This is a genomic window from Shewanella zhangzhouensis (assembly GCF_019457615.1).
Lineage (GTDB): Bacteria > Pseudomonadota > Gammaproteobacteria > Enterobacterales > Shewanellaceae > Shewanella > Shewanella zhangzhouensis.
Window position 1 is genome coordinate 3,497,418 of record NZ_CP080414.1, and the last position, 26,289, is coordinate 3,523,706.

Here is a 26,289-nt window from a genome sequence, read left to right on the forward strand (position 1 = left end):
AACCATGGAACTACGTCCCACCCCCACCGAGTTTTTAAGCCGCCATCAAGACAGCAGTGCCCCGCTCGCGCAGCTGGTTAGTCAGGTGCAACAAGCCCCCAACTGGCAGGAAAAGTACCGCGCCCTGATGCTGGGCGGTAAAGCCCTGGCGCCCCTGGCGCCTGAGTGGCAAACCGAGGATGCCAGGGTGCGCGGCTGCGAGAGCGCCGCCTGGCTGTATCATCATGGCGAGCAGGGAAAACACTATTTTATTGCCGGCTCCGAGGCGCGCATTGTCACCGGCCTGATAGCCCTGCTGCTGGGCGCCTGCTCCGGTAAAACCAGTGAAGAGCTGGCTGCCTTCGATGCGGCGGCCTATTTCAGCGCCCTGGGTCTGGAGGGGCAGCTCAGCCCATCACGCACCAACGGCGTGTATGCCCTGGCAAACCGCATCAAAGAATTAAGCCACGAGGATACCCCATGACCAATCTTCACCGGCGCAGCCTGATAAAAGCCCTCGGCGCCAGCGCCCTACTGTCGGCCCTGCCCACTGGAGTGCTTGGTGCCAAGTCACTGCGACCTCTTTATATAGATGGCCTGTCGTTTTTACCTGACTCCCTGGACGACCTCGCCGCCTCCGGCCTCTCGGCTTACCTGTGTGATATCTCCGCCATTGAAGAAGTAAAACAGGAAGACGGCACCCTCAACTACAAGCGCACCTACAACGCCTGCATCAAATCAATTACCGAAGCCGGAAAGCGCGTAAGCGATAACCCCAAGCAGCTGCTGCAGGGGCTTTCAGCCAAAGACATACAAAGCGCCCGTGAGTCGGGGCGCACTGCGGTGTTTTTCCAGATTCAGGGGGCAGACTGTGTGGAAGAGCGCCTGTCCCAGGTGGATGAGTTCTACCAAAAGGGCCTCAGGGTACTGCAGCTCACCCATCACTATGGCAACAGCTTTGCCGGTGGCGCGCTGGACAGCGATGAGCGCGGCGGCCTGAATCTCCCCCTCAGTCCCAAGGGCTATGCCCTGGTGGATAAACTCAACGACAGCGGCATTCTCATCGACCTGAGTCACTCCAGCCCCCAAACCGCACTGGACACCCTAGCGGCCTCCCGCATGCCGGTGGTGCAAAGCCACGGCGCAGCCCGCGCCATCGTCAACCACGCGCGCTGCTCACCGGATCAGGTGATCCGCGCTATTGCAGACAGCGGCGGTGTATTCGGCACCTTTATGATGAGCTTTTGGCTGACGACCAACAGCACACCCTCGGTTGAGCACTATCTAGCACAGCTGAAACACGTGGCCAAAGTAGGTGGCGTAGACGCAGTGGCCATTGCCAACGACTATCCGCTGCGGGGCCAGGAAAATCTGCTCAAACTCAACAATGACAACGCCGAAGGGGTGAAGGAGTATCTGGACTGGTGGCACAGCCTGCGGGCCAAAAAGGTACTCGGCTTCGACCATGAGCCGGTGCACGTGGTGATCCCCGAACTCAATCACATAGAACGCATGAGCCGTATCCACAATGCCCTCAAGGGCGCAGGTTTCAGCGCCGCGGACACCGATAAAATCATGGGTGGCAACTGGCAGCGGGTGCTTGGCGCCGTGCTCGGCTAAGCGCTGAATTTCAGGGATTGCCCACACCCGCTCAAACGACAACAGGACCGCACCGGCGGTCCTGTTGTGTTCAGCAATACCGCTTTTTCAAGCCATTGGCATCAGAGGCTCAGCAGGGCTTCAAACCCCGGCGCCGCCTTGGATGGCATAAACCGGGTTATTTCCATATTGGCAATACCGTAACGAAAGAAGGGGTCTTCATTGAGAATGGCATCCAGTTGCTCGCGGCTGTCGAGGTGCGACAGAATAACGCCACCGGTACGCGGTGACTTGGGGCCGGATGCCAAAAAGTGCCCGAGGGCGTAGTGCTTATCCAGATATTCCAGATGGGCCTGCAGGTGTTTTTCGACTTCGGCAAGCTCAACCAAATAGGTCAGAGAGACAATAAACATCATTCAACTTCCTGTAAGAGATTCCATGTACGGCAACGCCTGAGAAACCAGATTAGTATAGTCTGCGACGGCTGAAAGCAGGCAACATCATGCATCCAGCAACATTCGAAAAAGCAATGCCTCCCCATCACTGCTCGGCTGAAGGCAGCAAGCGCCTGCTCTTACGGGCCCACAACAGGATTACCGTGAACACAGCCGCCACCAGCACGACGGTCAGTATCGAGTCTTCCGGCCCAACTGTGCCGCCACTGAGCCAATTGGGGCCATGGTAACTGCTCTCAAGGGGGGCTACCGCACGCCAATCATCGAGCCCGGACAGCGGCAAGCCGGTCAGCAGCACGGCAAAGTTCCAGGCTGCATGATGGGCGGCCACCACCCAGATATTACGACTCTGCACAAAAAGCACTGTCCAGAATGCTCCTATCAAGGTGCCCGAAATCACGGTGACCACCAGTTCTGGCGTGCCTAAATTGCTGTCCAGGTTGGCAATATGCAGCACCGAGAAAATCAGCGATTGCAGCCAGAGGGCAGGCACTGTACCCCAGGCGCTTTCCAATGCCTGAAACATCACGCCGCGAAACACCACCTCTTCCAGTGTGGCCGCCACCAGGATGACGCCTGCCACCCCAAAAAGTGCGCTGTTAAAGCCCCGATATTCATTGAGCTGATACACACCACAGGCAAAGAGCACCGCCGATGCCAGGGCAATCATGGCAACACCCAGCAAGGCACTCAGGGCTATGCTGCCGGGCTTTATCCCAAGCTCTGTGGGATGGCGCTTTTCAGCAAAGTGCACATAGCCCCAATAACCCAGCAGCAGACACAACAGAATACCGCCCCGGCGCACAGCGGCAAGCTCACTCTCACCGAGGGACAAGAGCTTGCCCAGAAGCGGGAGCAGTCCAAATCGAAAAAGCGCTATGGCACCACCGATAAAGAGCGCTGCGATGAAAAGCTTTAGCAGCACGCCCCTTAACTGTCGTACATGTAAAGTCAGCGTCCGTGTTTTCTCATCCATAAGTACATCCTGTTAGCCAATTCCCGGTCCGCATCGCTGACACCAAGGCAATAAATAGCGCACGCTATGCGATACAACCTCAAAATTAATTGATTATCTACAGTAACTTACAGCCACATCGTTTGGCGAGTTAAAGTTAAGCAATAACTGATGGAAGTCTGTGGCCTGTACGGATGGATGCCGGCACTGACATCAGTTAAAACCCCGACTCAGACTTTCACTCAGTTACCTACCCCGCCATCAAAGTAAGGCGACAGCAGCCGTGAAACCCGTGCAAACCAGCCAGAAAAAGCAAAAAGCCCGCTCTCGCGGGCTTTTTGGTATTCGTTGCCGATGTTTATCACAAACCGAATCAGTGGCTCGGTTTACCTTCGCCCAGTTTCTCGATAATCAGCACCAGAACAATACCCACCAAGGCGCAGACGATGGCGAAACCCAGCTGGGATGACTCGCCGGTGAGCTGCTCGAAACCCCATGGCGTGAGGTTTTGCTGCGCCAGAGGTACCTGCTCGCCGTGGGAGTTGGTGCGCCAGCTTAAGGTTTCTTTCCAGGGCCAGATTTTACCCAGGGTTCCCAGCATCAAGCCGGTGAGGAAGAAAATGGTGGCGTCGTGAAATTTGCGCAACAGCATCGACAGCAGGTGGCTGAAACTCAGGATGCCGCAGACAGCACCAGCCGCAAAACAGGCAAGGATATCCAGCTGCAGGCCCTTGGCGGCGGCGAGCACTGCTGGGTAGAGGCCAAGCAAGAGCAGGATAAAACTGCCGGAAATGCCCGGCAAAATCATGGCGCAGATGGCGATGGCGCCGCCGAGGAACACATTAAGATAGGTGGCGGGTATTTCGGTGGGGGTGAGTACAGTGATACCCCAGGCCACCACAGCGCCCAGGATAAAGAGCGCAATCCGCCCGGCATCGAAGCCCTTTACCTGCCGCAGCATATGCCACACCGACACCAAAATCAGGCCGAAGAAGAAGGACCAAACCGGAATGGGGTGATGCGCCAAGAGGAATGAAATCAGCTTGGCGAGGCTGAAGATACTGGTAAGAATTCCGCCAAGCAGACACACCAGAAAGGTGCCATTGATACGCGCCCAGGCGGCCTTGCCGCCCTCCTCCCGTATCACCTTGATGAGTGAGGGATTTATGGCGCGGACACTGTCCAGCAGTTTGTCCAGAATGCCGGTAATAAAGGCGATGGTACCGCCAGATACACCGGGCACCACATCGGCCGCGCCCATGGCGAGCCCTTTAAAGTAAGTCAGTAAGTTGTTCACCCAATTCCCCAAAAAATACCGGCACTTGGCCGACACTGTCCTTATTGTTGCCGCCGATTATATGTCGGCTTGGCAGCGGCTGAAAATGAACTTTGTGTTAGACGGGCTCGAAAGCCACCGGGCTCCCCCCCACAACGCCATCACAAAGCGAAGCCCTCTTGCAGATGGTTAATGCCATGTTACACTGCGACAAAACAAACAGGCCAGACCAGTTGAAAATTTACAGCAACGCAACCACTGCGCCCGGATAACAAGATGCAGCACCCACAGACAGGAAGCAAAACCATGGCAGGCAAACCCAACAAGGTAATGGCCCTTTACCAGAAGCTCATTCCCTATCCCTTTGGCAGAGTTATTTTTTCCAAAATGGTGGCCCGCATGGCGCCCTACTTTGGCACCATTAAACCACTCATTACCGAACTTCGACCCAACTACTGCGAATGCTTTATCAAGAAGCGCAATGCCGTGCATAACCACATCAAAACGGTGCACGTGATAGCCATCTGTAACGGCCTGGAAATGGCCATGGGCGTGATGGCCGAAGCCTCAATTCCGCCACATCTGCGCTGGATCCCCAAGGGTATGAGCCTGGATTACACCGCCAAGGCCGGTAGCGATATCCGCTGTGTGGCTGAAGTAAAACCGGAAGACTGGCAGGAAGGCGATTTGCTGGTGCCCGTGACCGCCTACGACAAAGACGGCGTGGTGGTGGTAAAGGGCCATATCAAGCTTTGGATCTCCCTTAAACCGCCCAGGGCCTGAACCGATTCCCCTATCCGGGCGTTAAAAAGAAAAAGACTGATATTTCAGTCTTTTTCTTTATCTTTTCAGAGGCGTCTGCCTTCATTCGTTTGGCGACTCGACGCCTTGCAGGCAGGCCAGCTTTTCATCTTCAGTCAGTGGTCGCCATTGCCCGGGGGCAAGCTCTGGGTCCAGCCTCAGGGCACCGATGCGGTTTCGGTGCAGTCCAACAACCGGATTTTGAAAACGGCCAAACATGCGCTTGATTTGGTGGTACTTACCTTCACACAGCTCCACCCTCGCCTCGCGCTCACCAAGAATGACAAGCCTGGCAGGCAGGGTGGTGATGTTTTCGGTCTCAAAGTAAAAGCCGCGCTCAAAAGCGGCGACATAATCTTCTGTGAGCTCATTTGCCAGAGTCACCCGGTATTCCTTGGGCACATGGGCACCGGGCTGCATCATGGACTCGGACCAGCGGCTGTCGTTGGACAAGAGCACCAGCCCCGAGGTATTCAAATCCAGCCTGCCGACTATATGTAAGCCTGTTCTGAGCGCCTCAGGGATAAGGTCGAGCACGGTTTTATGCTCTTTGTCTTTGGTGGCCGATACCACGCCCACGGGTTTATGCAGCATCAGGTAGCGCGGTGTTTCAGCGCGAAGGGCGGTTTCGTCTAAATAAATCTGTCTGAAGGGCCCGATGTGCAGCGCCATCTCCAGCGCTGCCTTGCCATCCACAGTCACCCGCTCGGCTTTGAGCAGTTCGCGCACCGCTTTTTTGGGGATATTGAGGGTTTTGGCCAGAAAGCTGTCAAGCCTACCCCGGGGGGAAATCATGGTTCTGCGCCTTATTCGGCAATGGCCGCAGTGATACGATAGGCGCAGCGGCGCGCCCCTTCAATGATGTGCTCGCTGCGCTCCACTGAGACACCTTCACCCAGCAAACGGCGAAACAGCATGAGCTCCGAGCGGCAAAAGCTCTGGCAGCTGGTTGCGGCGGCGCAAATGGGGCAGTGATTCTCGTACAGCCACCAGACTTCGCCCTCATTTGCCACGGTCGCCATATAGCCTTCTTCGCTGCGAATGGCCGCCAGTTGCGCAATGCGCCCGGCAAGGGTGTTTTCGCTGGCCATACGCTCGAGGTACGCCTGCTCAGAGGCCGCTTCGCGGTGACTTATCAGGGCATCCATACCCGCATCGCCAAAAATCACCTTAACCGAATCAATCAGCCTTAAAGTCAGTTCGCTGTGGCGATCGCCAAAGTGCTTTTGCGCCGCATCGGTAAGTGTCCAGTAGCGTGCCGGGCGGCCGCGGCCCTCGCTGATGTCTTCATAGGCGAGATTACCTTCGGCTTCCATGGCCTGCAGATGTTGCCTCACTCCCATGGAAGTCAGCCCCAGCGATTCGGCCAGACCGGCGGCGGTCATGGGCCCTTGCTGTTTCAGCAAATCGAGGATTTTTTGGCAGGTTTTCATGGTTTCATCCAATACATAAACGCGGCTGTTCTGGGCTCTATTATGGATAACAAAAGTATTAAGTAAACTTTTTTGTTTATTTTTAGCTTTACATAATTAAGTAAAGCATTTACCTTACAAATTAATTTAGAAACAAAAAACTTTACTAATAAGGAAAGCCACCATGAAACTCAGCATCATCAACGGCAGCCAGCGCCAGAGTTCACAAAGCGGCAGGGTAGCCGAATTCATCAAGGCGCAAAGCCACAGCTTCAGCGACGTAGAAGTGATTGAATTGGCTGAGTATTCACTGCCTTTCTGGGACGGTGACAGCCGCGAAAGCAAGGGCGAAGACTGGGCTGTTATCGAGGCCAAACTCATTGCCAGCGATGCTTACGTGCTCATTACCCCGGAGTGGAGCGGCATGGCCACACCGGTGCTGAAGCAACTGTTGATGAATGCCAGCGCGCCTGTGACCGGCCATAAACCCGCGCTGCTGGTGTCGGTTTCATCCAGCCTCAACGGGGTGTTCCCACTGAGTGAACTCATGGTAAGCGGCAATAAAAACAACAAGATGGTGTTTATTCCCGCCAACGTCATAGTGCGCAATGTAGAAGAGGTGCTCCACCCGGTGGCAGAAGCCGAACAAAGCAGTCGCGATAAGGCCATCCGCGGGCGCATTGCCGAGTCTGTGGCCTTGCTCGGCCACTACACCGAGCTGCTGTTACCGATGCGTCAGTACCGGGATCCCTTTCAATACGGCATGTAACCACACCGACAGACACAGGAGGCAAGATGAGACTGAATCAAATCACCCTGAGCGTGACCGATATGGCTGCCGCGGTGGAGTTTTACCTGACTCTGGGCGCGATACAGATAGTGGATACACCGCACTATGCCCGCTTCGCCCTGCCGGAAGGTGACGAGAGTTTTTCCCTGCACCTGCGCAAGGAGCCGCCCTCCCCGGGTCACTGCCTCTACTTTGAGAGTGAGCGACTGGACGAGTGGGTGGCAGAACTGAAAACCAAGGGCATATCTTTTAAAGCAGACCCGGAAGATAAACCCTGGCTGTGGCGTGAGGCCGAGCTGACCGACCCCAGCGGCAATACCATTAAGTTGTTTTATGCCGCCGAAAATCGCCTGAATCCCCCCTGGCGGGTGGAAAAACGTAAATACTGAAACCAAATATTCGCAACTAACCACGACAAGGAACGCAATCATGGTACATCTGGAACACATTAATCTGGTCGTGCATGACCTGGAAAAGAGCCTGAACTTTTACAAAGCCGCCTTTCCCCATTGGCAGGTTCGGGGTGGCGGGGATGGCAGCTGGTATGGCAAACCGCGCCAATGGCTGCACTTTGGCGATGATTATCAATACATTGCGTTAAATAATGATGGAGATGGGGAGAGCCGGGATCTCACCGGTCATCAGCCGGGTCTGGCCCACTTTGCCTTTGTGGTGTCGTCGCTGGATGCCCTGATTGCCCGCCTCGAAGCCGCCGGTTTTGCCATTGCCAAAGACGGTGCCCCTGATTCGGGCCGACGCAACGTGTACTTTATCGACCCCGATGGCATGGAAGTGGAGTTTGTGGAATACCTCAGCGATCTGCCTGAAGTTCGCAATCAGTATCCTCAGTCTGTTTAGTCACAGGTGTCGGTTCGGGATCCAGGGGTTCGAGAAAGAGCCCCACTGTACTGCTGACATCGACGTTGCTTTCCTGCAGGCTTTCATGGGCAAACACATTGAGTCTGAAACGGGTATCATCGGTAAGCAGCTTAACGCAGTAACACTTGCCCGGGTGAGTCATGGCCCTGTCGTTGGCGCGCAGATGCACCTCAATACCGGGCTTGCCATCTGTGTCGCCAAAGCCCTGCCACAGCAGCTCGCCTTCAACCACCTCGATTTGGCTGTAGAAGCCATTTCGGGTACGATGCTGCGACAACAGCAGCTCAGGTATATCATTACCGCCGAATATCCGGGTGGAACCCACTGGAACATAATTTTTCGGTATCAATGCCATTGGCGCTGTCTCCGGTTTCACCTGAATTTAAGGCTGCTTTGGGAACATATCCCCAGCCACCAAACTCTTGAGCATCGCAATGCCGACAAGTTTAAACCACCAGCACAGTTTTATCCTGAATCGCGCCCATTTTGAAGAGTGCTTCGATGAATCAGTCACTCCATTGACAGGCCCCAAACGCCATATCAAAACCCTTGGATTTGGCCTGATGACCTTTGCACTGCTGGCAAGCCCGCTGCCATCCTACGTGGGATGGTTTTTCCTCGGATTAACGGTACTGGAATTTTTAAGCGTGCGGTATCAGCGCACCTGGTGGCTGTGGCGACAACTCATGAGCCGCGCCGCCGGCAATGAAGTCACCCTCACTATGACCGACACCCTGCTGATAACAGAATCACTGGGGCAAAAGCGCGAGCTGGCCTGGGGCAGCCTGGATGCGATTACCCCAACGGCAAGAGGCTTTTTATTGCAGCGGGGCCGCGCCCGCCAGTATTTGTCTGCCTCCGGGTTATCGCCGGAAGCGCTGGCTTTCCTGACAAACTTTAACAGTGCCAATGACGCGGAGCAGACCGAGCAATAGCACGCGCCTGGCCGAATGAGCACCGGCCTTATCGGCACAAGTTTCAGCCGAAGTCGCGGCAGCTGGCCATCAAAAAGGCATCCACGTATTCACCGCCCCGAAACGCATAGCCTATAGCCTCACCTTCAATCACAAAGCCGTGACGCTTGTAGAGTTTGATGGCGGCGTGGTTGTCTGTGTACACCTCAAGCTCGATGCGCCTTACCGCCAGCCAGTTATGGGCCAGTTCCATCATGGCGGCCAGGAGCGCCGAGCCTACACCTATTCCCTGATAGTCTTCACTCACGGCCATACCCAGATTGGCAACATGTTTTCGTCTTGGATTAGCGAAGACTTCCATGCCGGCCTGCCCCACTATTTCACCATCGATTTCGGCCACCAGGCTGTAGCAATTGTCCGGTAAATCCCCCAAACGGCGCTGCCATTTCTCCAGTGATGGAAAGGGATGCTGCAGCGTATTGGCAAAACAACTGGGCTGACTGTAAATGGCGCGAATGGCACCTATGTCATTGGCGTCGCTGTGGCGCACCTGAATGCGGCCATCAGTCGTTCGGTAGATGCTGGGCGATTGCGCACTCATTGCTTCTAATTCCATGTAAGTTAAAGAGATTACTATGCCATCCCAGGTGAACACATCACAAGGGGAAGCGTTACAGCACCAAGGAAAAAAAATCTTTCCGACACCACTAAAATCTCGCGATATCCAAAGACTAAACTTACTGTCACAATAGCGCCGCCTCCGGGGCATTGTAAGGATGCCGAGCGGTACCTTGGTCCCGGTTGTTCTAACCCCTTGAAGGAACCCAAAATGCGCACCCCCTCAGCTATCCTCACCAAAGTCGCCCTGGCAATGGCGCTTGTGGTTAGCTTTGCCGTACCCGCCGAAGAAGAACCGACTCTCGACCTTCCTCCGGCCCCCAGTGAAGATGTCAAACAAATCAAAGAAGTCTGTCTGGAGCTCATCACAGAGCAGGAAATCCCACTCGAAGAGCAGGAAAGCTATTTGCTCACTTGCGTAAACGATCAGTTGTTCGAGATGGGCTATTTGGCGGTGGTGCAACAAGATCTCGACTGAACCAGTCTGAAGTCGAAAAAACAAAACGGCCCAAGGGCCGTTTTGTTTTTCTCGAGGTAGTGACTATTTACTGCCGGGCTTCAGTGCCAATGGCCGCTGGGCGTCCATCCCCATGGCAATAAGTCTGGTGTCGACTTTTTGCCCCTCACTGAAATCCGACTTTTGTTGCCAGCCAAACCAATGGCAACCAATGAGACTCTGGGCCACAGCGCCGCCAAGGGTGGTGCCAGGCCCCAGTATCATCACCCTGTCCGGGGCAAATTCTTTTACCGCCACCTGCACTGCGGTGGTGAAATCATAGGGCTCGGTGACCTGATGTCCCAGGGTGTAATCCCAGAGTTTTTCAGTGTCTGTGCTGTACTGGGTCCAGATGGCGCCGCGGCCATCCACCATGGGTACCTTGGGCGAGCTAAAGAGGCTCTTTGGCAACAGGCTTTTGCCCTTGGTCGACACCTCGGTTAACAGGGGCGAGTGGAAGGCGCCGTGGTTATAGAGCCGCATGGGGTAACGCTCATCGATTTTCGGCAGTCGCTCTTCGGCCAGCTTTAGCCCCGCTTCGTTGCCCGCCAGCACCCTGAAGCCGCCGAGGCGAATCGATGTATACAGGGCGCAGCCGTCGGTGGCATCAGCCTCGGCGAGCAAGGCATCCAGCATTTGCGTGTTGGCAGAACTCGGATGCCAGTTATCATCCATCTCGGGATAAATCATCTGCCCGCCAATTAAGCCATCCTGCATCATGGAGCCCATGGTGTTAATCACCCCGATGGCGCCCTCTTCATCCAGCGCCCCGGCGCAGGCAAGGGCGATATACCAGCCCATGGAGTTGCCGGTCACGGCCACTATCTCGAAGCGTTCCCGGTCGATATCCATAAAGTCGGCCATGGCGCAGGCGTAGATGAGTGCCGACGCATTCTCACCGGGGGTATGCAGCTTGAAGGAGTACTTATCCATGGCATCGAGTTCGGCAATGGATTTTTGCCCCTCGTGGCGCCTGAAGGCATCGATACCGGCGATAAAGTCGCCCTTATCGGCGTGGAGGCGCTGAAGATACCCAAGCTCCTCTTTGTTGTAGCAGCCGCGGCCCGGGGCTATCACTAACACTCTTTCTTTCGTCGTGCTCATGCCGATGCCTCCAGTCCAATCACCATGCCTGCATCACTGTCAGTGCCATTATCAGTGCCAGCATCTTTGCCCTGCACCAACTTGAGTGCGCAATCGACTATGCTGTCTTTACCCGGCAGCGGCAAGGTGGCAGCATCCGCCAGCGGAATAAAGCAGTCTTCGGCGTTGAGCCGTGCCACGGGAGGGCAATCATCGCCAAGCCGTTCGTGCAGCGCCGTGACTATGGCCTCAGAGACTGAGCCCGAGCGGCGACACTCATCCACCACCAGTACATGGCGGCAGTTGGCGGCGATATCACAAATGGCGGCTTCGTTGAGCGGCGCGAGATAGCGAAGATCAACCACGGTGCAATCGATGCCCGCCTTCGCAAGCTCCTTCTCGGCCTGACGGCTTAAGTAGTAACCATTGCCATAGCTAATAATGCACAGATCCTTACCTTCACCGAAGCGGCCGGGCTCGCCAAAGGGCAGCGGCTTGGCAACACGCTCGGGCACATATTCCGCCGCCCACAGGCTATCGCCGGCCTCATGCAGGTCGCGGGTCATGTAAAGTGCGATGGGCTCAAGGAATATCACCAGTCGCTGCTCTTCACGTGCAAGGCGCACACACTCCCGCAGCATGCCCTGGGCATCTGCACCATTGGATGGGCAAGCGAGGATAAGCCCGGGAATATCGCGAAACACGGTGAAGGAGTTGTCGTTGTGGAAGTGACCACCAAAGCCCTTCTGGTAAGCCAGACCCGCAATGCGGATCACCATGGGATTGGTGTACTGGCCATTGGAGAAGAACGGCAAGGTGGCCGCCTCACCGCGAATTTGGTCTTCGGCATTATGCACATAGGCCAGAAACTGGATTTCGGGGATGGGCAGCAAGCCGTTGTGGGCCATACCGGTGGCGAGGCCCAAAATGGAGGTTTCATCCAACAGGGTGTTGATAACCCGGCTGGGGCCAAAGCGCTCCACCAGGCGCGAGGTCACATGGTACACACCGCCCTTTTTGCCCACATCTTCGCCGCAGATAACGATATTGTCGTTGCTCGCCATCAGCTCGGTGAGGGTCAGGTTAATCAGCTTACCCATGTGCACGGGTTTGCCCAGCGACTGCTTGTCGGCGGCAAAGAGACTCGCAAAAGCGTCATATCCCAACGTCTTCACTGCACGGGGATTGGCAAGCTTCGGTGGTACCACGCTCGCCATGGCATCAACCGCAGTTTTCAGCTTGGGGCGAGTGGCAGCCACTCTGGCAATCGCAGCAATCCTGTCTTTTAGCTCCTGATACATTGCGAGGATTTGCTCTGCGCTCAGTACGCCTGCTTCTATCAGCATGGCGGCGCTGCGAAGCAAGGGGTCCAGGGCTTCGTTTTCAAGGATTTTCCCCTTGGGCAGGTAAGCAATTTCGGCATCACTGCCGGCATGCCCCATCAGGCGCACTGTGCGCACATGCAAAAACACCGGCTGGCGATGGCTGCGACACCAATGGGCCGCTTCTTTGGCCACCTTGTAGGTGTCGAGCAAATCCAAACCATCGCAGCAAAAATACTTAAGCCCGGGCCTTTGGCTGAAATTGGCGCCAATCCAGCCCTTGGGTGTGGGGGTAGAAATGCCTATGCCGTTGTCTTCACAGACAAACATCAGCGGCATGGGAATATTCTGAAACGCCGCCCAGCAGGCCGCATTGATGGCGGTCTGGGCGCTGGCGTGGTTGGCCGAGGCATCGCCAAAGTTACACATGGCGATGGCATCAGGGGGCAAAGCCCCTTCAACACCCAGACGCTCGGTGAGGGGAATACTCAAGGCCACCCCAACTGCCTTGGGCAGATGGGAGGCAATGGTGGAGGTTTGCGGCGGAATATTCAGTGACTTGCTGCCCAGCACCTTATGGCGGCCGCCGGATATGGGGTCTTCGCATGAGGCCGCAAACGAGAGCATCATGTCCCACAGCACGGTCTCACTCGCCTTATGGCGACTGCGCTCCACCATAAAGGCGCCACTGCGGTAATGCAACAATGCCATGTCGCTGGTATTGAGCACAGCGGCAATGGCGGCGTTACCCTCGTGGCCCGAAGAGCCGATGGTATAAAAGCCTTCATTGCGCGCCCGCATACGGCGCGACTCCAAATCAAGTAGACGACTCTTTAGCTGGGACTCGAAAATCCCCACAAAGTCGGCATCACTGAGCCCGAGGCGGCGATGATCCCAGCCCTGGGTGTGTTCGAGAAAGGCCTCGATGCGGCCGCTCTCCAATGCTTCGATAAACTGCCGTTCAACGGCAATAGCCCTGTCTTCCATGGTTATCCCTCACTGGGTGAACGATACAAAAACGGAGGCACCCGGCCCCCGTTTTCCCATCAGCAAAATGCCTGCAGATAGGTCTGGGCACGGCCCAGGATCAGGGCATGGATGTCGTGGGTACCCTCGTAGGTGTTCACCGCCTCGAGGTTCATCACATGGCGGATAACATGGAATTCGTCGCTGATGCCATTGCCGCCGTGCATATCGCGGGCGATGCGGGCAATGTCCAGCGCCTTGCCACAGGAGTTGCGTTTAATCAGTGAGATAGCCTCTACCGGCAGGGCATCGGCGTCCATCAGGCGGCCAGCCTGCAGGCAGGCAAACAGGCCCGTGGTAATTTCGGTTTGCATATCGGCCAGTTTCTTCTGATACAGCTGATTGGCCGCCAGCGGCCGGTTGAACTGAATACGGTCCAGACCATACTGACGGGCCGCATGCCAGCAGAATTCAGCGGCACCAAGTGCGCCCCAGGCTATGCCGTAACGTGCCTTGTTAAGGCAGCCGAATGGTCCCTTGAGGCCTTCAACATTGGGCAGCAGCGCATCTTCACCCACTTCCACATTGTCCATCACGATTTCACCTGTGATGGAGGCGCGCAGGGAGAACTTGCCTTCAATCTTGGGCGCCGACAGGCCCTTCATGCCCTTTTCGAGCACGAAGCCGCGAATGGCACCATCGAGCTTGGCCCACACCACAAACACATCGGCAATGGGTGAATTGGTGATCCACATCTTGGCACCGGTAATGCGATAACCGCCGTCGATACGCTCGGCGCGGGTCTTCATGCCGGCGGGATCTGAGCCCACATCCGGCTCGGTCAGACCAAAGCAGCCCACCCACTCGCCGCTGGCGAGCTTGGGCAGGTACTTGCGCCGCTGTGCTTCGGTGCCATAGGTGTAGATGGGATGCATCACCAGGGATGACTGCACGCTCATGGCCGAACGATAACCGCTGTCGACCCGCTCGATTTCACGGGCCACCAGCCCGTAGCTCACGTAGTTGGCATTGGCGCAGCCGTATTCTTCAGGAAGCGTCGCACCAAGCAGACCCAGCTCGCCCAGCTCGTTCATGATTTCGCGGTCGAAGTGTTCTTCACGGTTCGCCATCAGCACCCGCGCCATCAATTTATCCTGGGCGTACTCGTGTACCATGTCGCGGATCATCCGCTCTTCTTCGGTCAGCAGGGAGTTGAAGTTCAGCGGGTCTTGCCAGTCAAATTGCACGCGGGCCATAGGGTAGTCCTTTATTGAGTCTTATTGTTTGAACGGGTTTGCAGGCGGCTTGTATGGCCAATACCAGAGACCAGAACGCCACTTGTGATTTGCACTAGCATAGGCATAATCAATCATTAGGAAAAATATTCTTTTTCTCTTACATCCATAGTATTTTTCTATATCTTACGCACAGGGAAAGATGAACCTTAAGGCATTGAATTACTTCGTCGCAGTCTTGGAGAGAGGCAGTATCAGCGCCGCGGCCAAGCACTGCTACATAGCACAACCCTCGATTTCGGCGGCCATTGCCGCGCTGGAGTCTGAGCTCGGGGTGCAGCTCTTTGCCCGCCACGGTAAGGGCGTTTCAGCCACAGAGGCGGGCATGCGCTTGTACCCCCTCGCCAAGCGGCTCCTGAACGAATCCAAAGCCATCCAGTCGCTGTTTTCCAAGCCTGAAACCCAGGTGCCGTTCAGACTGGGGCTCATCCGCTCCCTGGGCGTGGCCCGAATGAGTATGCTGCTCAAAGACTTTACGGCCGCCTGCCCGGACATGGACCTGACCCTGGTGGAACCCAGTGAAGAGTGCGATGGCCGCATCATCACCACCGCCGACTTGACCCCCAATGAAAGCTTTCAGGCCATGTGGCACGACACCTATTTGCTGGCAATCCCCCCGGCACTGAGTCTGGCGCTGAAAAGCAGCATCCGGCTCGAAGATTTGCAGGGGCAGCCCTTTATTCACAGGGCGCCCTGTGAGGCACTCACCAGCTTGCAGCAACTTTTGGATATGGAAGGAATAAAGATGCAGGTACGGGCCCGTATTCAGACCATAGAATATGCGGTGGGATTGGTGGCTGCTGGATTGGGCATTGCCCTGGTACCTGCCATTCCGGCACTGCTGGACCAGCAGGACATAGTATTCCGGCCGCTGGCAGACATAGATCTTAAACGTACCGTGGGCCTTGCCCTGCCTCTGGGGCACCCACCCACGCCTCAGCAACGGCAACTGGCCGCCCTTTGCCGGCAATGTCACTAGCGCCGCAAGAACTTACAACGCTTTGTGTTTTGCAAAGTACAAGTATCAAATTGCAACAGTCAAAGTTTGGCCACTGCTGCACCGACATTTACATGCTAATCTGTTGCAACCTTTGTTAACGGACAACCCAGATCGCCACCAAAATGAAGTCATCCTTTTTTGGTTTTTTACTCAGCGTCATACTCCTGTCACCCGGCATGGTGATGGCTCAGTGCGACGACACCACGGACTGCATTGAAAAAAACAGCTGGGATCTGGGCATTGCCTTTGGCTATGGCCAAAGAACCAATCCGCTCAAGGATTACGAAGACATCCCCATCTATGTGCTGCCCACCATCGCCTATTATGGCGACAACTGGTTTTTTGATAATGGCGCCATAGGTTACACCCTGACGGAACAAGAGCGCTTTACTGTCAATCTGATCACCGGCTTTTCCAGTGACAGGGCATTTTTCTATCGCTGGGATCCGTCCAACATCTTCCTGGCCGGTACCTCCCGTGGGTTCAGAGAGTCTGAGCTGAACGGCATCACCAGTTTTGCAACCCTGGACACCATAGGCGAACTCGAGTCCCGCAACTTTACCTACCTCGGCGGTATTGAGACCTATATCTACAACCGTTTTGGCACCTTAAGGCTGGCGCTGCTCCATGACCTGCTGAATGTGCACCAGGGCACAGAAGGTCAAATCAAGTGGAACTACCATTGGGGTCATAAAGACTTAAGTGTTGATTTTGCGGTGTTCTTTGACTGGAAAAGTCAGGAAGTCGTTAACTATTACTATGGCGTACGCCCATCGGAAAGTGCATACTGGCATGAGCATTACCGCACAGAAAACGGCTGGAATCGGGGGCTTGAGCTCACTGCCCGCTACAGCCTAACACCTGCATGGGAACTCCTGATGACGGCTCGCTACACCCAACTCGCCGATACCATAACGCAAAGCCCTCTATTGGACGAAGACGACAGCTACGCCTACCTCATTGGCGCTGCCTATAGGTTCTGATGCCGTTGAAGACCTGTCGTCGACTGTTGCTGCTGCCTTTGATAAGCCTGCTGGGACTCCCTGCGGCCAAGGCCGACGACACGTCCAATTCTTTCGAAGTGACCCCCAGTCTTTGCCTCAGCGACAAGGAAAACGGCCGCTGTGATATTCGGGTAACCCTAACCTGGTATGCCGAAAACCCCATATGTATTGAGGTAGATTTACCCGACTTGCCCCGTTGGTGTATACGCGATGATTCCCAGGACTCACTGACCCTGGATATCAGTACCGATAAGGACCTGCATTTCGTGATGCGGGATGAGAAGAGTAACCAACCGCTGGCCGATGCGGTGCTCAAGGTCAAACCCCTGAGTGAGCCACAGACCCGGCGCCGCTTTCGTAACCCGTGGAGTATTTTCTGATGACGACTCAAGTACCACACCGAGTATTGCTGGTTGAAGACGATGTGCGTCTGGCAAACCTTATCGTGGATTACCTGAAAGCCAACGGTATGCATGTGGAGCTGGAGCGCCGCGGCGATACAGTACTGACCCGCCTGCTCAACTACAAACCCGATATCATTCTGCTGGACATCATGTTGCCCGGCATGGACGGCCTGACACTGATTGAAAAGCTGCCCGACTACTTTGCCGGCCCTATCCTGCTGATGAGCGCACTGGGCTCCAATGAAGATCAAATCAAGGGGCTGGAACTTGGCGCAGACGACTATGTGGTTAAACCGGTCGACCCGGCGCTGCTGGTAGCCCGAATCAACAACCTGTTACGCCGCCACAGCGCGCCGCCAAAGCAGGAAAGCCATTGTCTAAATTTTGGCAAGCTCAGCATAGATCCCCACACCCAAACCATACGCCTGAACGACCAGCAGGTGGACCTGACCAGTCATGAATTCGAACTGCTGTGGTTGCTTGCCTCTCAGGCCGGTCAGGTACTGAGTCGCCAGTATATTTATCAGTACCTGCTCAATATCGATTTCGATGGCAAGGACCGTAAAATCGATGTGCGCATCTCGCGCCTGCGTAAAAAGCTCGACGACAACCTGGAAACCCCGTTCCGAATTAAGACCGTCTGGGGTCAGGGGTATCTGTTTGCACCCGAGGCCTGGGCAAGTTAACCCGTGAAACGCCTCTTCGTCAGCCTTTATCTGCTGCTGAGTCTGTCCATTCTGGGCATTGGCTGGACCCTGGATAGCCTCTGGTACCACAATGTGGACGACTCCGCCGCAGAAGACGCGCCCTTTCTGGCACTGGCCAGCCTGCTGTCTGAAATGCCCGAAGCCGAGCGGGCAAAACACCTCGCCAAATTCGAAGAAGACAAGACACTGCCCCTGTCACTCCTGAGTGCCAGCCAGGTGGCCCTCTCCAACAACGAATCCCTGAGCAGCGGCCGAGTGTTTACCATTGCCCTCGATGACGATAAGGAAATGCGTCTGGTACGGGTGGGTGAACAGGTGCTGATGGCAGGCCCCATGGAGATTGATCCCAGAGAAAACCTGCGCGGGCTCTTTACGCTGTTTTTCTATGGACTGCTGGCCGGTGTCGCCCTGCTGTGGGTGTGGCCACTGTCGCGGGATATCCGCATACTGCGGGAAGCCACTGAAGCCTTTGGCCGGGCAAAATGGGATACCCGTATCGCCCTGTCGAAGCGCTCTCAGGTAAAAAGCCTGGCCGATACCTTCAATGAGATGGCGCGCCATATCAGCGCCCTGATTGAAAACCAGCAGCACCTGACCAATGCCGTATCCCACGAAATCCGCACCCCGCTGGCCCGGCTCAAGTTTGCCCTGGCGCTGCTGCCGGGTTATTGCGGCAAAGACAATGACGACGAAAAGCTCACCCAATTTCTTGCTGATATGCAGTTGGATATCAAGGAGATGGAACAGCTGCTCTCAGAGCTCTTGACCTATGCCAGCCTGGAAGCCCCCAAGGAAGGGCTGAAGTTTGAAACCAGCAACCTCAGCGCCCTCACCCGCCAGGTGGCGCAGCGACTGCAAAGTTTAAGTCAGGTGCCCATCGAGCTGCATTTGCCGGAAAAGGATGTCCAGGTACCGGCGGACCCCTCCCTTATCGAGCGCGCCCTGCAGAATCTCATCACCAATGCCATCCGGTTTGCCCACACCCGCATTGGTATCGAGCTGGTACGGGCCGACAATGAATGGCGCCTGTCGGTAGAGGACGATGGTGAAGGGATCCCGCTTGCGGATCAGGGCAAGATTTTTGAGCCCTTTTATCGGGTGAGCAGCAGCCAGAACGGCAACAAGGGACACGGGTTGGGACTGGCCATCATCAAGCGCATTATGCAGCGCCATAAGGGCAAAGTAAGCCTTGAGAGTGAACCGGGGAAAACCCGCTTTACTCTGCATATGCGAGCACGCAGTTAGTCATCCTGAAGGGTTATTTTAGCGATACAGTTCAGCGCGGCTGATATTCAGTCCAGACTGAAATGGCCAAGATCCAGTTCGGTATCATTGTTATCGTTTGCCTGCTCATCTTCCAGCGCCAGACGCCCATTGGCAGAGGCGCGCTCGGCATTCAGGGCCTCCAGCCTGGCCTTGTGCAGGGCATAGGCACGGCGGCGCTTGCGGTCACGACAAAGGCGAATCACTTCAGTCTTTTGGGCGTCATTCAAATTTTGCCAGTGGAAGCGTTCGTCACGACTGCGAAAGCAGCCCAGGCAATAGCCACGGTTGTCACTCTGACACACGTTGATACAGGGGCTGGGAATTTCGAAAAAGACTAACTGTTCCATGGATTCGAGACACTGAACGCTGTCCGCTAGGTATAACATCAAACCCTGAAAAAGGCGAAATAATCTACAGCCTGCAGGCTTGCCATGACCATCGCCAAGGCGCAAAGTAGATAAAAAACGGGAGAATAACCATGTTGAGAACCCTTATCCTGACACTCGCCCTGTTATCGCTTGCGGCATGCCAGAGCGGCCCGAAAACCGATTACGACCCCAACACCAATTTTGCGGCAATGAAACACTTTGCCCTGCAAACCCCGGAACAAACCAATGACCCCCTGAGTTCAGAGCGTATCGCCATGGCGGTGACACAAACCCTGATGGCCAAAGGCATGAGCCAGAGCGATACCCCGGATTTCAGAGTGACCTGGGTGTTTCAAACCGGCACCAAGCCACCGAGCTCTGGTTTGTCCATTGGGCTTGGCACCGGCTCCTGGGGGCATTCGGGGGGCGTCAGTGTAGGTACCAGCGTTGGTCTGCCCCTTGGTGGTGAGAAACAATATCAACAGATTCAAATTGATATATTGACGGCCAGCGGCGATCGCCTGTTGTGGCGTGGCAGCGACAACTTTGAATTCAGCGATGGCGGTGAAGACAAAGCCGAGGCCACCCAAAAAACCGTAGCCAAGATACTGGCCGCCTTTCCGCCCACGCCAAGGTAACGCCCACGCCAAAGTAACGCCCACTGACAGTACCTGCGCGCATACGGCAAGGCTCGCTGCCATAAGTGCCGCTGTGTAAAAAGCCACCCAATGGGTGGCTTTTTCACATGCACTGTTCACATGCACTGTTCACATACACTGTTCGCATGCTCAACTCACATGCTCAGCCTCTGGTGGTCCGGCAGGCTAATCCAAATGGGCATTCACTGTGCGGCCCTTTGCCCAGGCCCTGAGGCTATCGATTTTCTCCCGCATCACCACAGACAGAGGACGGGTGCGGGACAGCTCTTCCAGGATAATGGCCTGATCCACCGGCTGGCGTCGACTCGCCGCCGAGTAGATAGCTGAAATCACTGACTGCTCAATTTCGGCGCCACTGAACCCCTGACTGGCTCGGGACAAGAGTCCCAAATCCATGCTGGTTACATCGACGCCCCGCTTTTTACAGTGAATAAGGAAGATGGCTTTACGGATTTCCTCGTCGGGTAAGTCGACAAAGAAAATTTCATCCATGCGTCCCTTTCGCATCAGCTCAGGGGGCAGTGCCTGAATATCATTGGCGGTGGCCACCAAAAACACATCGGATTTACGCTCTGCCATCCAGGTCAACAGGGTGCCCAGAATCCGCTGTGAGGTGCCTTCGTCACTGCTGCTGCCGCTGATGCCCTTTTCAATTTCGTCCACCCAAAGCACACAGGGCGCCATCAGGTCGGCCAACTCCAGCGCCTGACGCAGATTTTTCTCGGTTTCCCCTATGTATTTGTTATAGAGCGCCGCCATATCGAGGCGCAGCAGTGGTCGCTGCCAGGCACCGGCCACGGCCTTGGCGGCCAGGCTCTTGCCACTGCCCTGCACACCCAGCAGCATGATGCCTTTGGGGGGCGGCGCACTGCTTTGGGGCGAGAGTTCGGGGGCGCGGGCCTTGAGCCACTCTTTAAGATTATGCAGGCCGGCAATGTCGGAAAAACTGCTGGTGTCGTACTCGTACCTCAGCACCCCATCCATGTCCATCAGGCGGAACTTGGCCTGATTGACCCGCTCCACATCATCATGGGTGATGGCGCCATCATCCACTATGGCCTTATGAATAAGGCGGCGGGCGTCATCAAAGGTCACGCCACGCAGGTTATCGGCCAGGCGGGCAATGGCAGACTCATCAGCCACCAGCGGCAAGCCCTGACGGCGCACCTTGTCGATTTCATCCACTATGAGATTTTCAAGCTGGTTGCGACTGGGTAAAGACAGGCGGAAATGGGCGCAGTAGCGGCGGATTTCCGGCGGGATCTCAAAGGCATGACTGACCAGTACCAGGGTGTGCTTCAGTGCATCGTATTCGAGTGCGATTTCTTTCAGTAGCCGGACATTGCGCGGCGCATCCTGCACAAAGGGATGAAAATCACAGAGCACATAGATGCCCTGTTGTTGAGTGGATTTGATTTGCCCGAGCAGCTCAGCGGGATCGGTATTGAATTTTTGGGTACCCATGTCTTTATCGACCCGGGATAAGCCCGAGGTGACCGACCAGGTAAACAGGGGCTGATACAGGGTCATGGCGACCCGTTTCAGCAACTCGATAACCCGATATTCTTCGTAGGTTTCAATCACCACTATGGGAGTATTCGATCTGAGTACTGCTGTTAAATCCTTGATATCCTGCATCTTGTCTTCCGGCTAACAAAAGAGGCCCCTGGGGTGGGCCTCTGGATTATGCATGGATTTGCTGAATCTGGACAGCGGCTTGCTCTAGTGCCCTTCGCCGAAGAGGTAGTTGAGCCAGCCCTGCATCCGAAGCAGTACTTTTCGCATCACAGCAACATGAGAGAAGTGGTCTGTGTAGATGGCCACCTGCCCCGCCACCCCGGCCGGGAAGGCCTGTATCTCGTCAGAGCGTTCAAACTCAATCATCACCAATACCCTGCCCCGCTGGAACATTCTGGCGGAGGATTGCAGCTGACCATTGGCCTGTACTTCGCCCTCAGCCATGGCGGGCAGAACCTTGGCAACCCGGCCTTTAAATACCTGCCCCGGGGCCGCATCCAGTATCACTTCGGCCTCGTCACCGGCCTTGAGTCTCAACATGGAGTTTTGCCAAAACGCGCCCACAAAATAACGCTGCTCGTTGGGGATAAAACTCATCACAGGCCTGAGTGGCATGGGCACCACCACCATACCGGGGCGCAGCGCCATGTGAGTGACAATGCCATCGGTGGGTGCACGGACCACAGATTGCTCAAGGTCGAACTCAGCTTTGGCAAGCTCGGCCCTGGCCGCAGCGACCTTGGTATTCACCCCGTCGATGTTGGACTCATAGGCATAGCGAACCCGCATTTCCTCGGCCTTGGCGGCAGTGAGCTGCGCCTCGGCAGCAAAGTATAGCTGGCGCTTGTTATCCAGTTCGAGGGCGGTAAAAGGCGAGTTGGCACCGCCCTTGCGACGCCCCGCCTCATAGCGTTCATACTCAGATTTACTTCTGTCTCTGTCGGCCTGGGCGCGCTCCACGCTGGCCTTGGCGGTTTCCCACGCGGCCTCAAGCTGAGGCACTTCCTGCTCCGCCGCTTTCAGTGCCGCCTGTTTCTGGATTAGTGCCGACTCAAAGGGTCTGGGATCCAGCCGAAACAGCACCTCACCTTCCCGAATTGGCACGTTGGGCATCACGGCCACTTCCACCACCTTGCCGGTGACCAAGGGATTAATGGGTACGGTAACAAAATACTCGCGGGCAAAGCGGCTGTAAGGATGGTTGTAATTCATCAGTAGCAACAAGGTGCCCAAAAGTACAATGCCGCCCAATACTGCCGTGGGCACAGTCCATTTGTTGAGGGGGATTTTGAAGACTTTGAATATCACCACACAGATGGCGGTATAGGTCAGGATAAGCAGTAAATCCATGACTATTTCTCCTCATCCCGGGATTGAACTTCAGCGCTTTGTGCGCCGCCTGACTCCAGCAACTGCAGCCGACTCTCCAGCGCCTTCAGGTCGGCACTGAGCTCCTTGACCTTTTCTTCCAGTTCAAGCTCACGCTTGACCACGGTACCAAAGCCCCAGCCCCGGTCTTCACGATAGAGGGTGGCCCAAATCCACAAAAAGGGCCAAAGCACGTGCAGGGTAAAAAGACTCACCCAGCCGGCAATATGCAGCGCATCCTGTTGGGGATGATTACGCTTTTTGGCAATTTCGTATGGGATGTCGTGGATGGCGATGATGCCGTAAAACATCACTACCACCACAAAAATTAAGACTACCAATGCAAAGTAATCGAGAAACACAGATACCTCCGTTTAACCTGCTTCACAAAATTTGTTAACAAATAGTAGCGTAGTTTTGAAAAAAATAACCGTGAGGCCGCTTGAGAGTTTTGCAACTCCTCTGTTGATTTTGCCCACAATTTTCCAACTTTATTGCCTGATACTGGCAAATTCCGGGTTATGATTTTTGACATTAAACAAGAACGAGGAATAACAGCCATGATAGGCACCCCCTACACCCAGGGCGCTACCCGCGCCATGCTGCTTGGCTCAGGCGAGCTTGGCAAAGAAGTGGCCATTGAACTTCAGCGTCTCGGCGTTGAAGTCATTGCGGTTGACCGTTATCCCAACGCCCCTGCCATGCAGGTGGCCCATCGCAGCCATGTCATCAATATGCTCGATGGTGAGGCGCTCAAGGCACTCATTGCCAGTGAAAAGCCCCACTTGGTGATCCCGGAAATTGAAGCCATCGCCACCCAAACGCTGGTCGAGCTGGAAGCCGACGGGCTTAAAGTCGTACCCACAGCCCGAGCCACCCGCCTGACCATGGACAGAGAAGGCATACGCCGCCTCGCCGCCGAAACATTGGCGCTGCCAACCTCGCCCTATGTGTTTTGCGATAGCCTGGCCGAGCTGCAGGCCGCCCTCGAGGTCACAGGCATTCCCTGCGTGGTGAAACCCGTGATGAGCTCCTCCGGTAAGGGACAAAGCGTTATTCGAAGCCTAAGTGACGTTCAAAAAGCCTGGGATTATGCCCAAAGCGGTGGCCGCGCCGGTGAGGGGCGCATTATTGTCGAAGGCTTTATCGACTTTGATTACGAAATTACCCTGCTAACCATCTCGGCGGTGGACGGCATTCATTTCTGTGCCCCCATAGGCCATCGCCAGGAAGATGGTGACTACCGCGAATCATGGCAGCCCCAGGCCATGAGCAGCCTTGCGCTGGAGCGGGCACAGCATATCGCCAGGGAAGTGGTGCAAAACCTTGGCGGCTACGGCCTCTTTGGGGTTGAGCTCTTTATCAAAGGGGATGCCGTGTATTTCTCCGAGGTGTCACCACGCCCACACGATACCGGCATGGTGACCCTCATCAGCCAGGACCTGTCTGAGTTTGCCCTGCATGTACGCGCCATTCTGGGGCTGCCGGTGGGGACTATAGTCCAGCATGGCCCAAGCGCGTCGGCAGTGGTTTTGGTTGAAGGGGAATCCAGCAATATTGGTTACTCGGGCCTCGCCGATGCCTTGGCGCTGCCAACTACTCAGGTGCGCCTCTTCGCCAAGCCGGAAATCCATGGCAGACGCCGACTTGGGGTCGCCCTGGCCCGGGGTGCCAGCATAGATGAAGCCCTGAAAACCGCGCTTGCCAGCGCTGCCTGTATCAAGGTGCACTTTAACTGACCAGTGAGCTGAACAGAGAAGCGCTTTAACTGGCTCCATCGCCACGTCACGGAAAATCCGAGCTTCCGGGGCGTGGCCTATTTCCCCTGTCGCGTTTTGCCTGAGAACGGGTCGGTAAATCCCTCCATTTGTGCACATCTTCCCTCACTGCCGGGGTTAATCGGAGCATTCGACTTGAGGGTAAAGGCTCCCGCAACACAGCCGTTGTAAACATTGTAAATAGTCTTTTGGTGAGAATTACTCTCAATTAGATTTAAGCCATTGTTGTTGAGCACCTCCCTGTCGGGAGTCACGGTTTCCCTATGTCTGTATCACTGCGCCCCTCCAAAAAGGCGCTTTCCATCGCCAGAACGCTCCATGTGTATGTGTCGATGGCACTCTTGCTGCTGATGCTGTTTTTTGCCTTTACCGGCATCACCCTCAATCACCCTGACTGGTTTGGTGCATCCAACGCCAGCAGCCATACCGAGTCCTTGGCGTTACCCGACTTCCTCCTGCCCATTGCCGCCGATGACCAAGATTGGCAGGAGGCCGCCGCCCATTGGATGGCAAGCCAGTGGCAGGGCCAGCGCCAACAGATTGAGGTGAGTGTCGATGAGCTGGTGCTTGTTCAAAAGGGGCCCGGTCGTTACCGCACCATACTGCTGGACACAGAAATGGCCGAAGTGCAGGTGGAGAGTCTGGACTATGGCCTGGTGGCCGTGCTTAACGATTTACACAAGGGCCGCAACAGCGGCGGCATCTGGGGCCTGGTGATCGACGCCAGCGCCATACTGATGCTGCTGTTTTCCCTGACCGGTGCCTTTTTGCTGCTACCCCAGAGCCGCAGACTCAAACGTTCCCTTGGCTATATGGGCGGTGTTACCGCCGCCTGTGTGGCCATCTATTGGTTATCGATTCCCGGATGAAAGCCTGATGAAACTGAAATCCCTGCTATTGGTGAGTGCCCTGTGCGGCATCAGCACCAGCACCTTCGCCCAGATGCAGCTCGAACTGAGCCTTAAAGAAATCACCACGGGCCAATACCACAGGCCCTATACCGCCGTGTGGGTTGAGAACAGCCGCGGTGAATCGGTAAAGACCCTGGCGCTGTGGGTACAACACGATGGCCACAAGTGGTTTAAAGATATTCGCCGTTGGTGGCGCAAGGCCGGTCGGGATAATCCCGCCATGGTCGATGGAGTGTCGTCGGCCACGCGCCCCGCAGGCAAGTATCACCTCGACTGGGATCTGTCCTACGATGAGGGGAAACCGCTGGCCGAGGGTGACTATCAGCTCTTTATTGAGGTCGTCAGGGAACATGGTGGCCGTGAGCTTATCCGCCATCCCTTCAGCCTGCCCGGCAATGATTTCAACGTTAAGCTGCCCGCCACCAGCGAAACCGGCGAGAGCCAAATTCACTATTCCCGCTAAGCC

The 26,289-nt window shown here is 55.6% G+C and carries 31 protein-coding genes; 17 read left to right on the forward strand and 14 right to left on the reverse strand.

Going from position 1 to position 26,289, the window contains the following annotated elements; translation table 11 throughout:
• Nucleotides 1–4 precede the first annotated feature (4 nt).
• Together K0H63_RS15335 and K0H63_RS15340 are read left to right on the forward strand one after the other, a co-directional pair.
• Nucleotides 5–463: a SufE family protein gene (locus K0H63_RS15335; protein ID WP_220065427.1), complete on the forward strand. Its 459-nt coding sequence runs from the start codon at nucleotides 5–7 to the stop codon at nucleotides 461–463.
• Entirely contained in the window at nucleotides 460–1,599 is a 1,140-nt protein-coding gene (locus K0H63_RS15340) for a membrane dipeptidase (RefSeq protein ID WP_220065428.1), read from the forward strand. Before K0H63_RS15335 ends, K0H63_RS15340 begins: the two co-directional genes overlap by 4 nt.
• A 101-nt stretch (nucleotides 1,600–1,700) precedes the next feature.
• Here the strand turns inward: K0H63_RS15340 and K0H63_RS15345 are convergent, their stop codons facing one another.
• The 3 genes from K0H63_RS15345 to K0H63_RS15355 form a co-directional block, all read right to left on the reverse strand.
• Nucleotides 1,701–1,994 carry a YciI family protein gene (locus tag K0H63_RS15345; RefSeq protein ID WP_408733354.1) on the reverse strand — a complete coding sequence of 98 codons (294 nt, stop codon included), beginning with the start codon at nucleotides 1,992–1,994 and terminating at the stop codon, nucleotides 1,701–1,703.
• 124 nt (nucleotides 1,995–2,118) lie between these two features.
• On the reverse strand, nucleotides 2,119–3,009 hold the full coding sequence (locus K0H63_RS15350; RefSeq protein ID WP_220065429.1) for a CPBP family intramembrane glutamic endopeptidase: 891 nt from the start codon (nucleotides 3,007–3,009) through the stop codon (nucleotides 2,119–2,121).
• Nucleotides 3,010–3,361: 352 nt separating this feature from the next.
• On the reverse strand, nucleotides 3,362–4,249 hold the full coding sequence (locus tag K0H63_RS15355) for a polyprenyl-phosphate transporter (RefSeq protein WP_434086771.1): 888 nt from the start codon (nucleotides 4,247–4,249) through the stop codon (nucleotides 3,362–3,364).
• A gap of 291 nt (nucleotides 4,250–4,540) precedes the next feature.
• Here K0H63_RS15355 and K0H63_RS15360 point away from each other — a divergent pair, with 291 nt between their 5' ends.
• The gene (locus K0H63_RS15360; RefSeq protein WP_434086732.1) at nucleotides 4,541–5,047 is read left to right on the forward strand and encodes a hotdog fold domain-containing protein; all 507 of its coding nucleotides are present in this window, start codon (nucleotides 4,541–4,543) and stop codon (nucleotides 5,045–5,047) included.
• 81 nt (nucleotides 5,048–5,128) lie between these two features.
• On the opposite strand, the gene K0H63_RS15365 is transcribed toward K0H63_RS15360, so the two are convergent.
• Together K0H63_RS15365 and K0H63_RS15370 are read right to left on the reverse strand one after the other, a co-directional pair.
• Nucleotides 5,129–5,860: a pseudouridine synthase gene (locus tag K0H63_RS15365; protein WP_220065431.1), complete on the reverse strand. Its 732-nt coding sequence runs from the start codon at nucleotides 5,858–5,860 to the stop codon at nucleotides 5,129–5,131.
• Between the two features lie 11 nt (nucleotides 5,861–5,871).
• The gene (locus tag K0H63_RS15370; protein ID WP_220065432.1) at nucleotides 5,872–6,498 is read right to left on the reverse strand and encodes a helix-turn-helix transcriptional regulator; all 627 of its coding nucleotides are present in this window, start codon (nucleotides 6,496–6,498) and stop codon (nucleotides 5,872–5,874) included.
• Between the two features lie 163 nt (nucleotides 6,499–6,661).
• On the opposite strand from K0H63_RS15370, the gene K0H63_RS15375 reads away from it, so the two are divergent.
• Genes K0H63_RS15375 through K0H63_RS15385 form a run of 3 tightly spaced genes read left to right on the forward strand, consistent with a single transcriptional unit; the run spans nucleotide 6,662 to nucleotide 8,125 of the window.
• On the forward strand, nucleotides 6,662–7,246 hold the full coding sequence (locus tag K0H63_RS15375) for an NAD(P)H-dependent oxidoreductase (RefSeq protein ID WP_220065433.1): 585 nt from the start codon (nucleotides 6,662–6,664) through the stop codon (nucleotides 7,244–7,246).
• Between the two features lie 26 nt (nucleotides 7,247–7,272).
• Nucleotides 7,273–7,656 carry a VOC family protein gene (locus tag K0H63_RS15380; RefSeq protein ID WP_220065434.1) on the forward strand — a complete coding sequence of 128 codons (384 nt, stop codon included), beginning with the start codon at nucleotides 7,273–7,275 and terminating at the stop codon, nucleotides 7,654–7,656.
• Between the two features lie 40 nt (nucleotides 7,657–7,696).
• A complete protein-coding gene (locus K0H63_RS15385) occupies nucleotides 7,697–8,125 on the forward strand; it encodes a VOC family protein (RefSeq protein ID WP_220065435.1) in 429 nt (142 codons plus the stop codon).
• Here K0H63_RS15385 and K0H63_RS15390 read toward each other — a convergent pair.
• Nucleotides 8,079–8,501, reverse strand: a complete 423-nt coding sequence (locus K0H63_RS15390) for a TehB-like domain-containing protein (RefSeq protein WP_220065436.1) — start codon at nucleotides 8,499–8,501, stop codon at nucleotides 8,079–8,081. The genes K0H63_RS15385 and K0H63_RS15390 overlap by 47 nt on opposite strands.
• 79 nt (nucleotides 8,502–8,580) lie before the next feature.
• Here K0H63_RS15390 and K0H63_RS15395 point away from each other — a divergent pair, with 79 nt between their 5' ends.
• Nucleotides 8,581–9,081 (forward strand): YcxB family protein, encoded by a 501-nt coding sequence (locus K0H63_RS15395; protein ID WP_220065437.1) that lies wholly within the window; start codon nucleotides 8,581–8,583, stop codon nucleotides 9,079–9,081.
• A gap of 43 nt (nucleotides 9,082–9,124) precedes the next feature.
• On the opposite strand, the gene K0H63_RS15400 is transcribed toward K0H63_RS15395, so the two are convergent.
• On the reverse strand, nucleotides 9,125–9,661 hold the full coding sequence (locus K0H63_RS15400) for a GNAT family N-acetyltransferase (RefSeq protein ID WP_011760900.1): 537 nt from the start codon (nucleotides 9,659–9,661) through the stop codon (nucleotides 9,125–9,127).
• Between the two features lie 228 nt (nucleotides 9,662–9,889).
• Between K0H63_RS15400 and K0H63_RS15405 the strand changes: the two genes are divergently transcribed.
• Nucleotides 9,890–10,156 carry a hypothetical protein gene (locus K0H63_RS15405; RefSeq protein ID WP_220065438.1) on the forward strand — a complete coding sequence of 89 codons (267 nt, stop codon included), beginning with the start codon at nucleotides 9,890–9,892 and terminating at the stop codon, nucleotides 10,154–10,156.
• Between the two features lie 63 nt (nucleotides 10,157–10,219).
• Here the strand turns inward: K0H63_RS15405 and K0H63_RS15410 are convergent, their stop codons facing one another.
• Genes K0H63_RS15410 through K0H63_RS15420 form a run of 3 tightly spaced genes read right to left on the reverse strand, consistent with a single transcriptional unit; the run spans nucleotide 10,220 to nucleotide 14,801 of the window.
• Nucleotides 10,220–11,278 carry an ACP S-malonyltransferase gene (locus tag K0H63_RS15410; protein WP_220065439.1) on the reverse strand — a complete coding sequence of 353 codons (1,059 nt, stop codon included), beginning with the start codon at nucleotides 11,276–11,278 and terminating at the stop codon, nucleotides 10,220–10,222.
• Nucleotides 11,275–13,566: a dehydrogenase E1 component subunit alpha/beta gene (locus K0H63_RS15415; RefSeq protein ID WP_220065440.1), complete on the reverse strand. Its 2,292-nt coding sequence runs from the start codon at nucleotides 13,564–13,566 to the stop codon at nucleotides 11,275–11,277. Before K0H63_RS15415 ends, K0H63_RS15410 begins: the two co-directional genes overlap by 4 nt.
• A 59-nt stretch (nucleotides 13,567–13,625) precedes the next feature.
• The gene (locus tag K0H63_RS15420; RefSeq protein WP_220065441.1) at nucleotides 13,626–14,801 is read right to left on the reverse strand and encodes an acyl-CoA dehydrogenase; all 1,176 of its coding nucleotides are present in this window, start codon (nucleotides 14,799–14,801) and stop codon (nucleotides 13,626–13,628) included.
• A 181-nt stretch (nucleotides 14,802–14,982) separates the two neighbouring features.
• Between K0H63_RS15420 and K0H63_RS15425 the strand changes: the two genes are divergently transcribed.
• From K0H63_RS15425 to K0H63_RS15445, 5 genes are all read left to right on the forward strand, one after another.
• Nucleotides 14,983–15,819, forward strand: a complete 837-nt coding sequence (locus tag K0H63_RS15425) for a LysR family transcriptional regulator (RefSeq protein ID WP_220065442.1) — start codon at nucleotides 14,983–14,985, stop codon at nucleotides 15,817–15,819.
• Between the two features lie 143 nt (nucleotides 15,820–15,962).
• On the forward strand, nucleotides 15,963–16,823 hold the full coding sequence (locus tag K0H63_RS15430; RefSeq protein WP_220065443.1) for a MipA/OmpV family protein: 861 nt from the start codon (nucleotides 15,963–15,965) through the stop codon (nucleotides 16,821–16,823).
• The gene (locus K0H63_RS15435; RefSeq protein WP_220065444.1) at nucleotides 16,823–17,224 is read left to right on the forward strand and encodes a DUF3019 domain-containing protein; all 402 of its coding nucleotides are present in this window, start codon (nucleotides 16,823–16,825) and stop codon (nucleotides 17,222–17,224) included. The genes K0H63_RS15430 and K0H63_RS15435 overlap by 1 nt, the downstream gene beginning before the upstream one ends.
• Entirely contained in the window at nucleotides 17,224–17,934 is a 711-nt protein-coding gene (locus K0H63_RS15440; protein WP_011760908.1) for a winged helix-turn-helix domain-containing protein, read from the forward strand. The genes K0H63_RS15435 and K0H63_RS15440 overlap by 1 nt, the downstream gene beginning before the upstream one ends.
• Before the next feature lie 3 nt (nucleotides 17,935–17,937).
• On the forward strand, nucleotides 17,938–19,200 hold the full coding sequence (locus tag K0H63_RS15445) for a sensor histidine kinase (protein WP_220065445.1): 1,263 nt from the start codon (nucleotides 17,938–17,940) through the stop codon (nucleotides 19,198–19,200).
• Between the two features lie 47 nt (nucleotides 19,201–19,247).
• Here K0H63_RS15445 and K0H63_RS15450 read toward each other — a convergent pair whose 3' ends face one another.
• A complete protein-coding gene (locus K0H63_RS15450; RefSeq protein ID WP_220065446.1) occupies nucleotides 19,248–19,568 on the reverse strand; it encodes a DUF1289 domain-containing protein in 321 nt (106 codons plus the stop codon).
• A gap of 131 nt (nucleotides 19,569–19,699) precedes the next feature.
• On the opposite strand from K0H63_RS15450, the gene K0H63_RS15455 reads away from it, so the two are divergent.
• Complete coding sequence (locus K0H63_RS15455) at nucleotides 19,700–20,227, forward strand: DUF4136 domain-containing protein (RefSeq protein ID WP_220065447.1); 528 nt, start codon at nucleotides 19,700–19,702, stop codon at nucleotides 20,225–20,227.
• 186 nt (nucleotides 20,228–20,413) lie between these two features.
• On the opposite strand, the gene K0H63_RS15460 is transcribed toward K0H63_RS15455, so the two are convergent.
• The 3 genes from K0H63_RS15460 to K0H63_RS15470 all read right to left on the reverse strand — a co-directional run bounded on the left by K0H63_RS15460 (nucleotide 20,414) and on the right by K0H63_RS15470 (nucleotide 23,496).
• Nucleotides 20,414–21,886: an AAA family ATPase gene (locus tag K0H63_RS15460; RefSeq protein ID WP_220065448.1), complete on the reverse strand. Its 1,473-nt coding sequence runs from the start codon at nucleotides 21,884–21,886 to the stop codon at nucleotides 20,414–20,416.
• An 84-nt stretch (nucleotides 21,887–21,970) separates the two neighbouring features.
• The gene (locus tag K0H63_RS15465; protein WP_220065449.1) at nucleotides 21,971–23,116 is read right to left on the reverse strand and encodes an HlyD family secretion protein; all 1,146 of its coding nucleotides are present in this window, start codon (nucleotides 23,114–23,116) and stop codon (nucleotides 21,971–21,973) included.
• Between the two features lie 2 nt (nucleotides 23,117–23,118).
• Nucleotides 23,119–23,496 carry a DUF3302 domain-containing protein gene (locus tag K0H63_RS15470; protein WP_220065450.1) on the reverse strand — a complete coding sequence of 126 codons (378 nt, stop codon included), beginning with the start codon at nucleotides 23,494–23,496 and terminating at the stop codon, nucleotides 23,119–23,121.
• A gap of 198 nt (nucleotides 23,497–23,694) precedes the next feature.
• On the opposite strand from K0H63_RS15470, the gene purT reads away from it, so the two are divergent.
• The 3 genes from purT to K0H63_RS15485 all read left to right on the forward strand — a co-directional run bounded on the left by purT (nucleotide 23,695) and on the right by K0H63_RS15485 (nucleotide 26,286).
• Nucleotides 23,695–24,873, forward strand: coding sequence for a formate-dependent phosphoribosylglycinamide formyltransferase (gene purT / locus K0H63_RS15475; RefSeq protein ID WP_220065451.1), 1,179 nt, complete (start codon nucleotides 23,695–23,697; stop codon nucleotides 24,871–24,873).
• 302 nt (nucleotides 24,874–25,175) lie between these two features.
• On the forward strand, nucleotides 25,176–25,781 hold the full coding sequence (locus K0H63_RS15480; protein ID WP_220065452.1) for a PepSY-associated TM helix domain-containing protein: 606 nt from the start codon (nucleotides 25,176–25,178) through the stop codon (nucleotides 25,779–25,781).
• Nucleotides 25,782–25,788: 7 nt separating this feature from the next.
• The gene (locus K0H63_RS15485) at nucleotides 25,789–26,286 is read left to right on the forward strand and encodes a DUF2271 domain-containing protein (RefSeq protein WP_220065453.1); all 498 of its coding nucleotides are present in this window, start codon (nucleotides 25,789–25,791) and stop codon (nucleotides 26,284–26,286) included.
• Nucleotides 26,287–26,289: the final 3 nt, after the last annotated feature.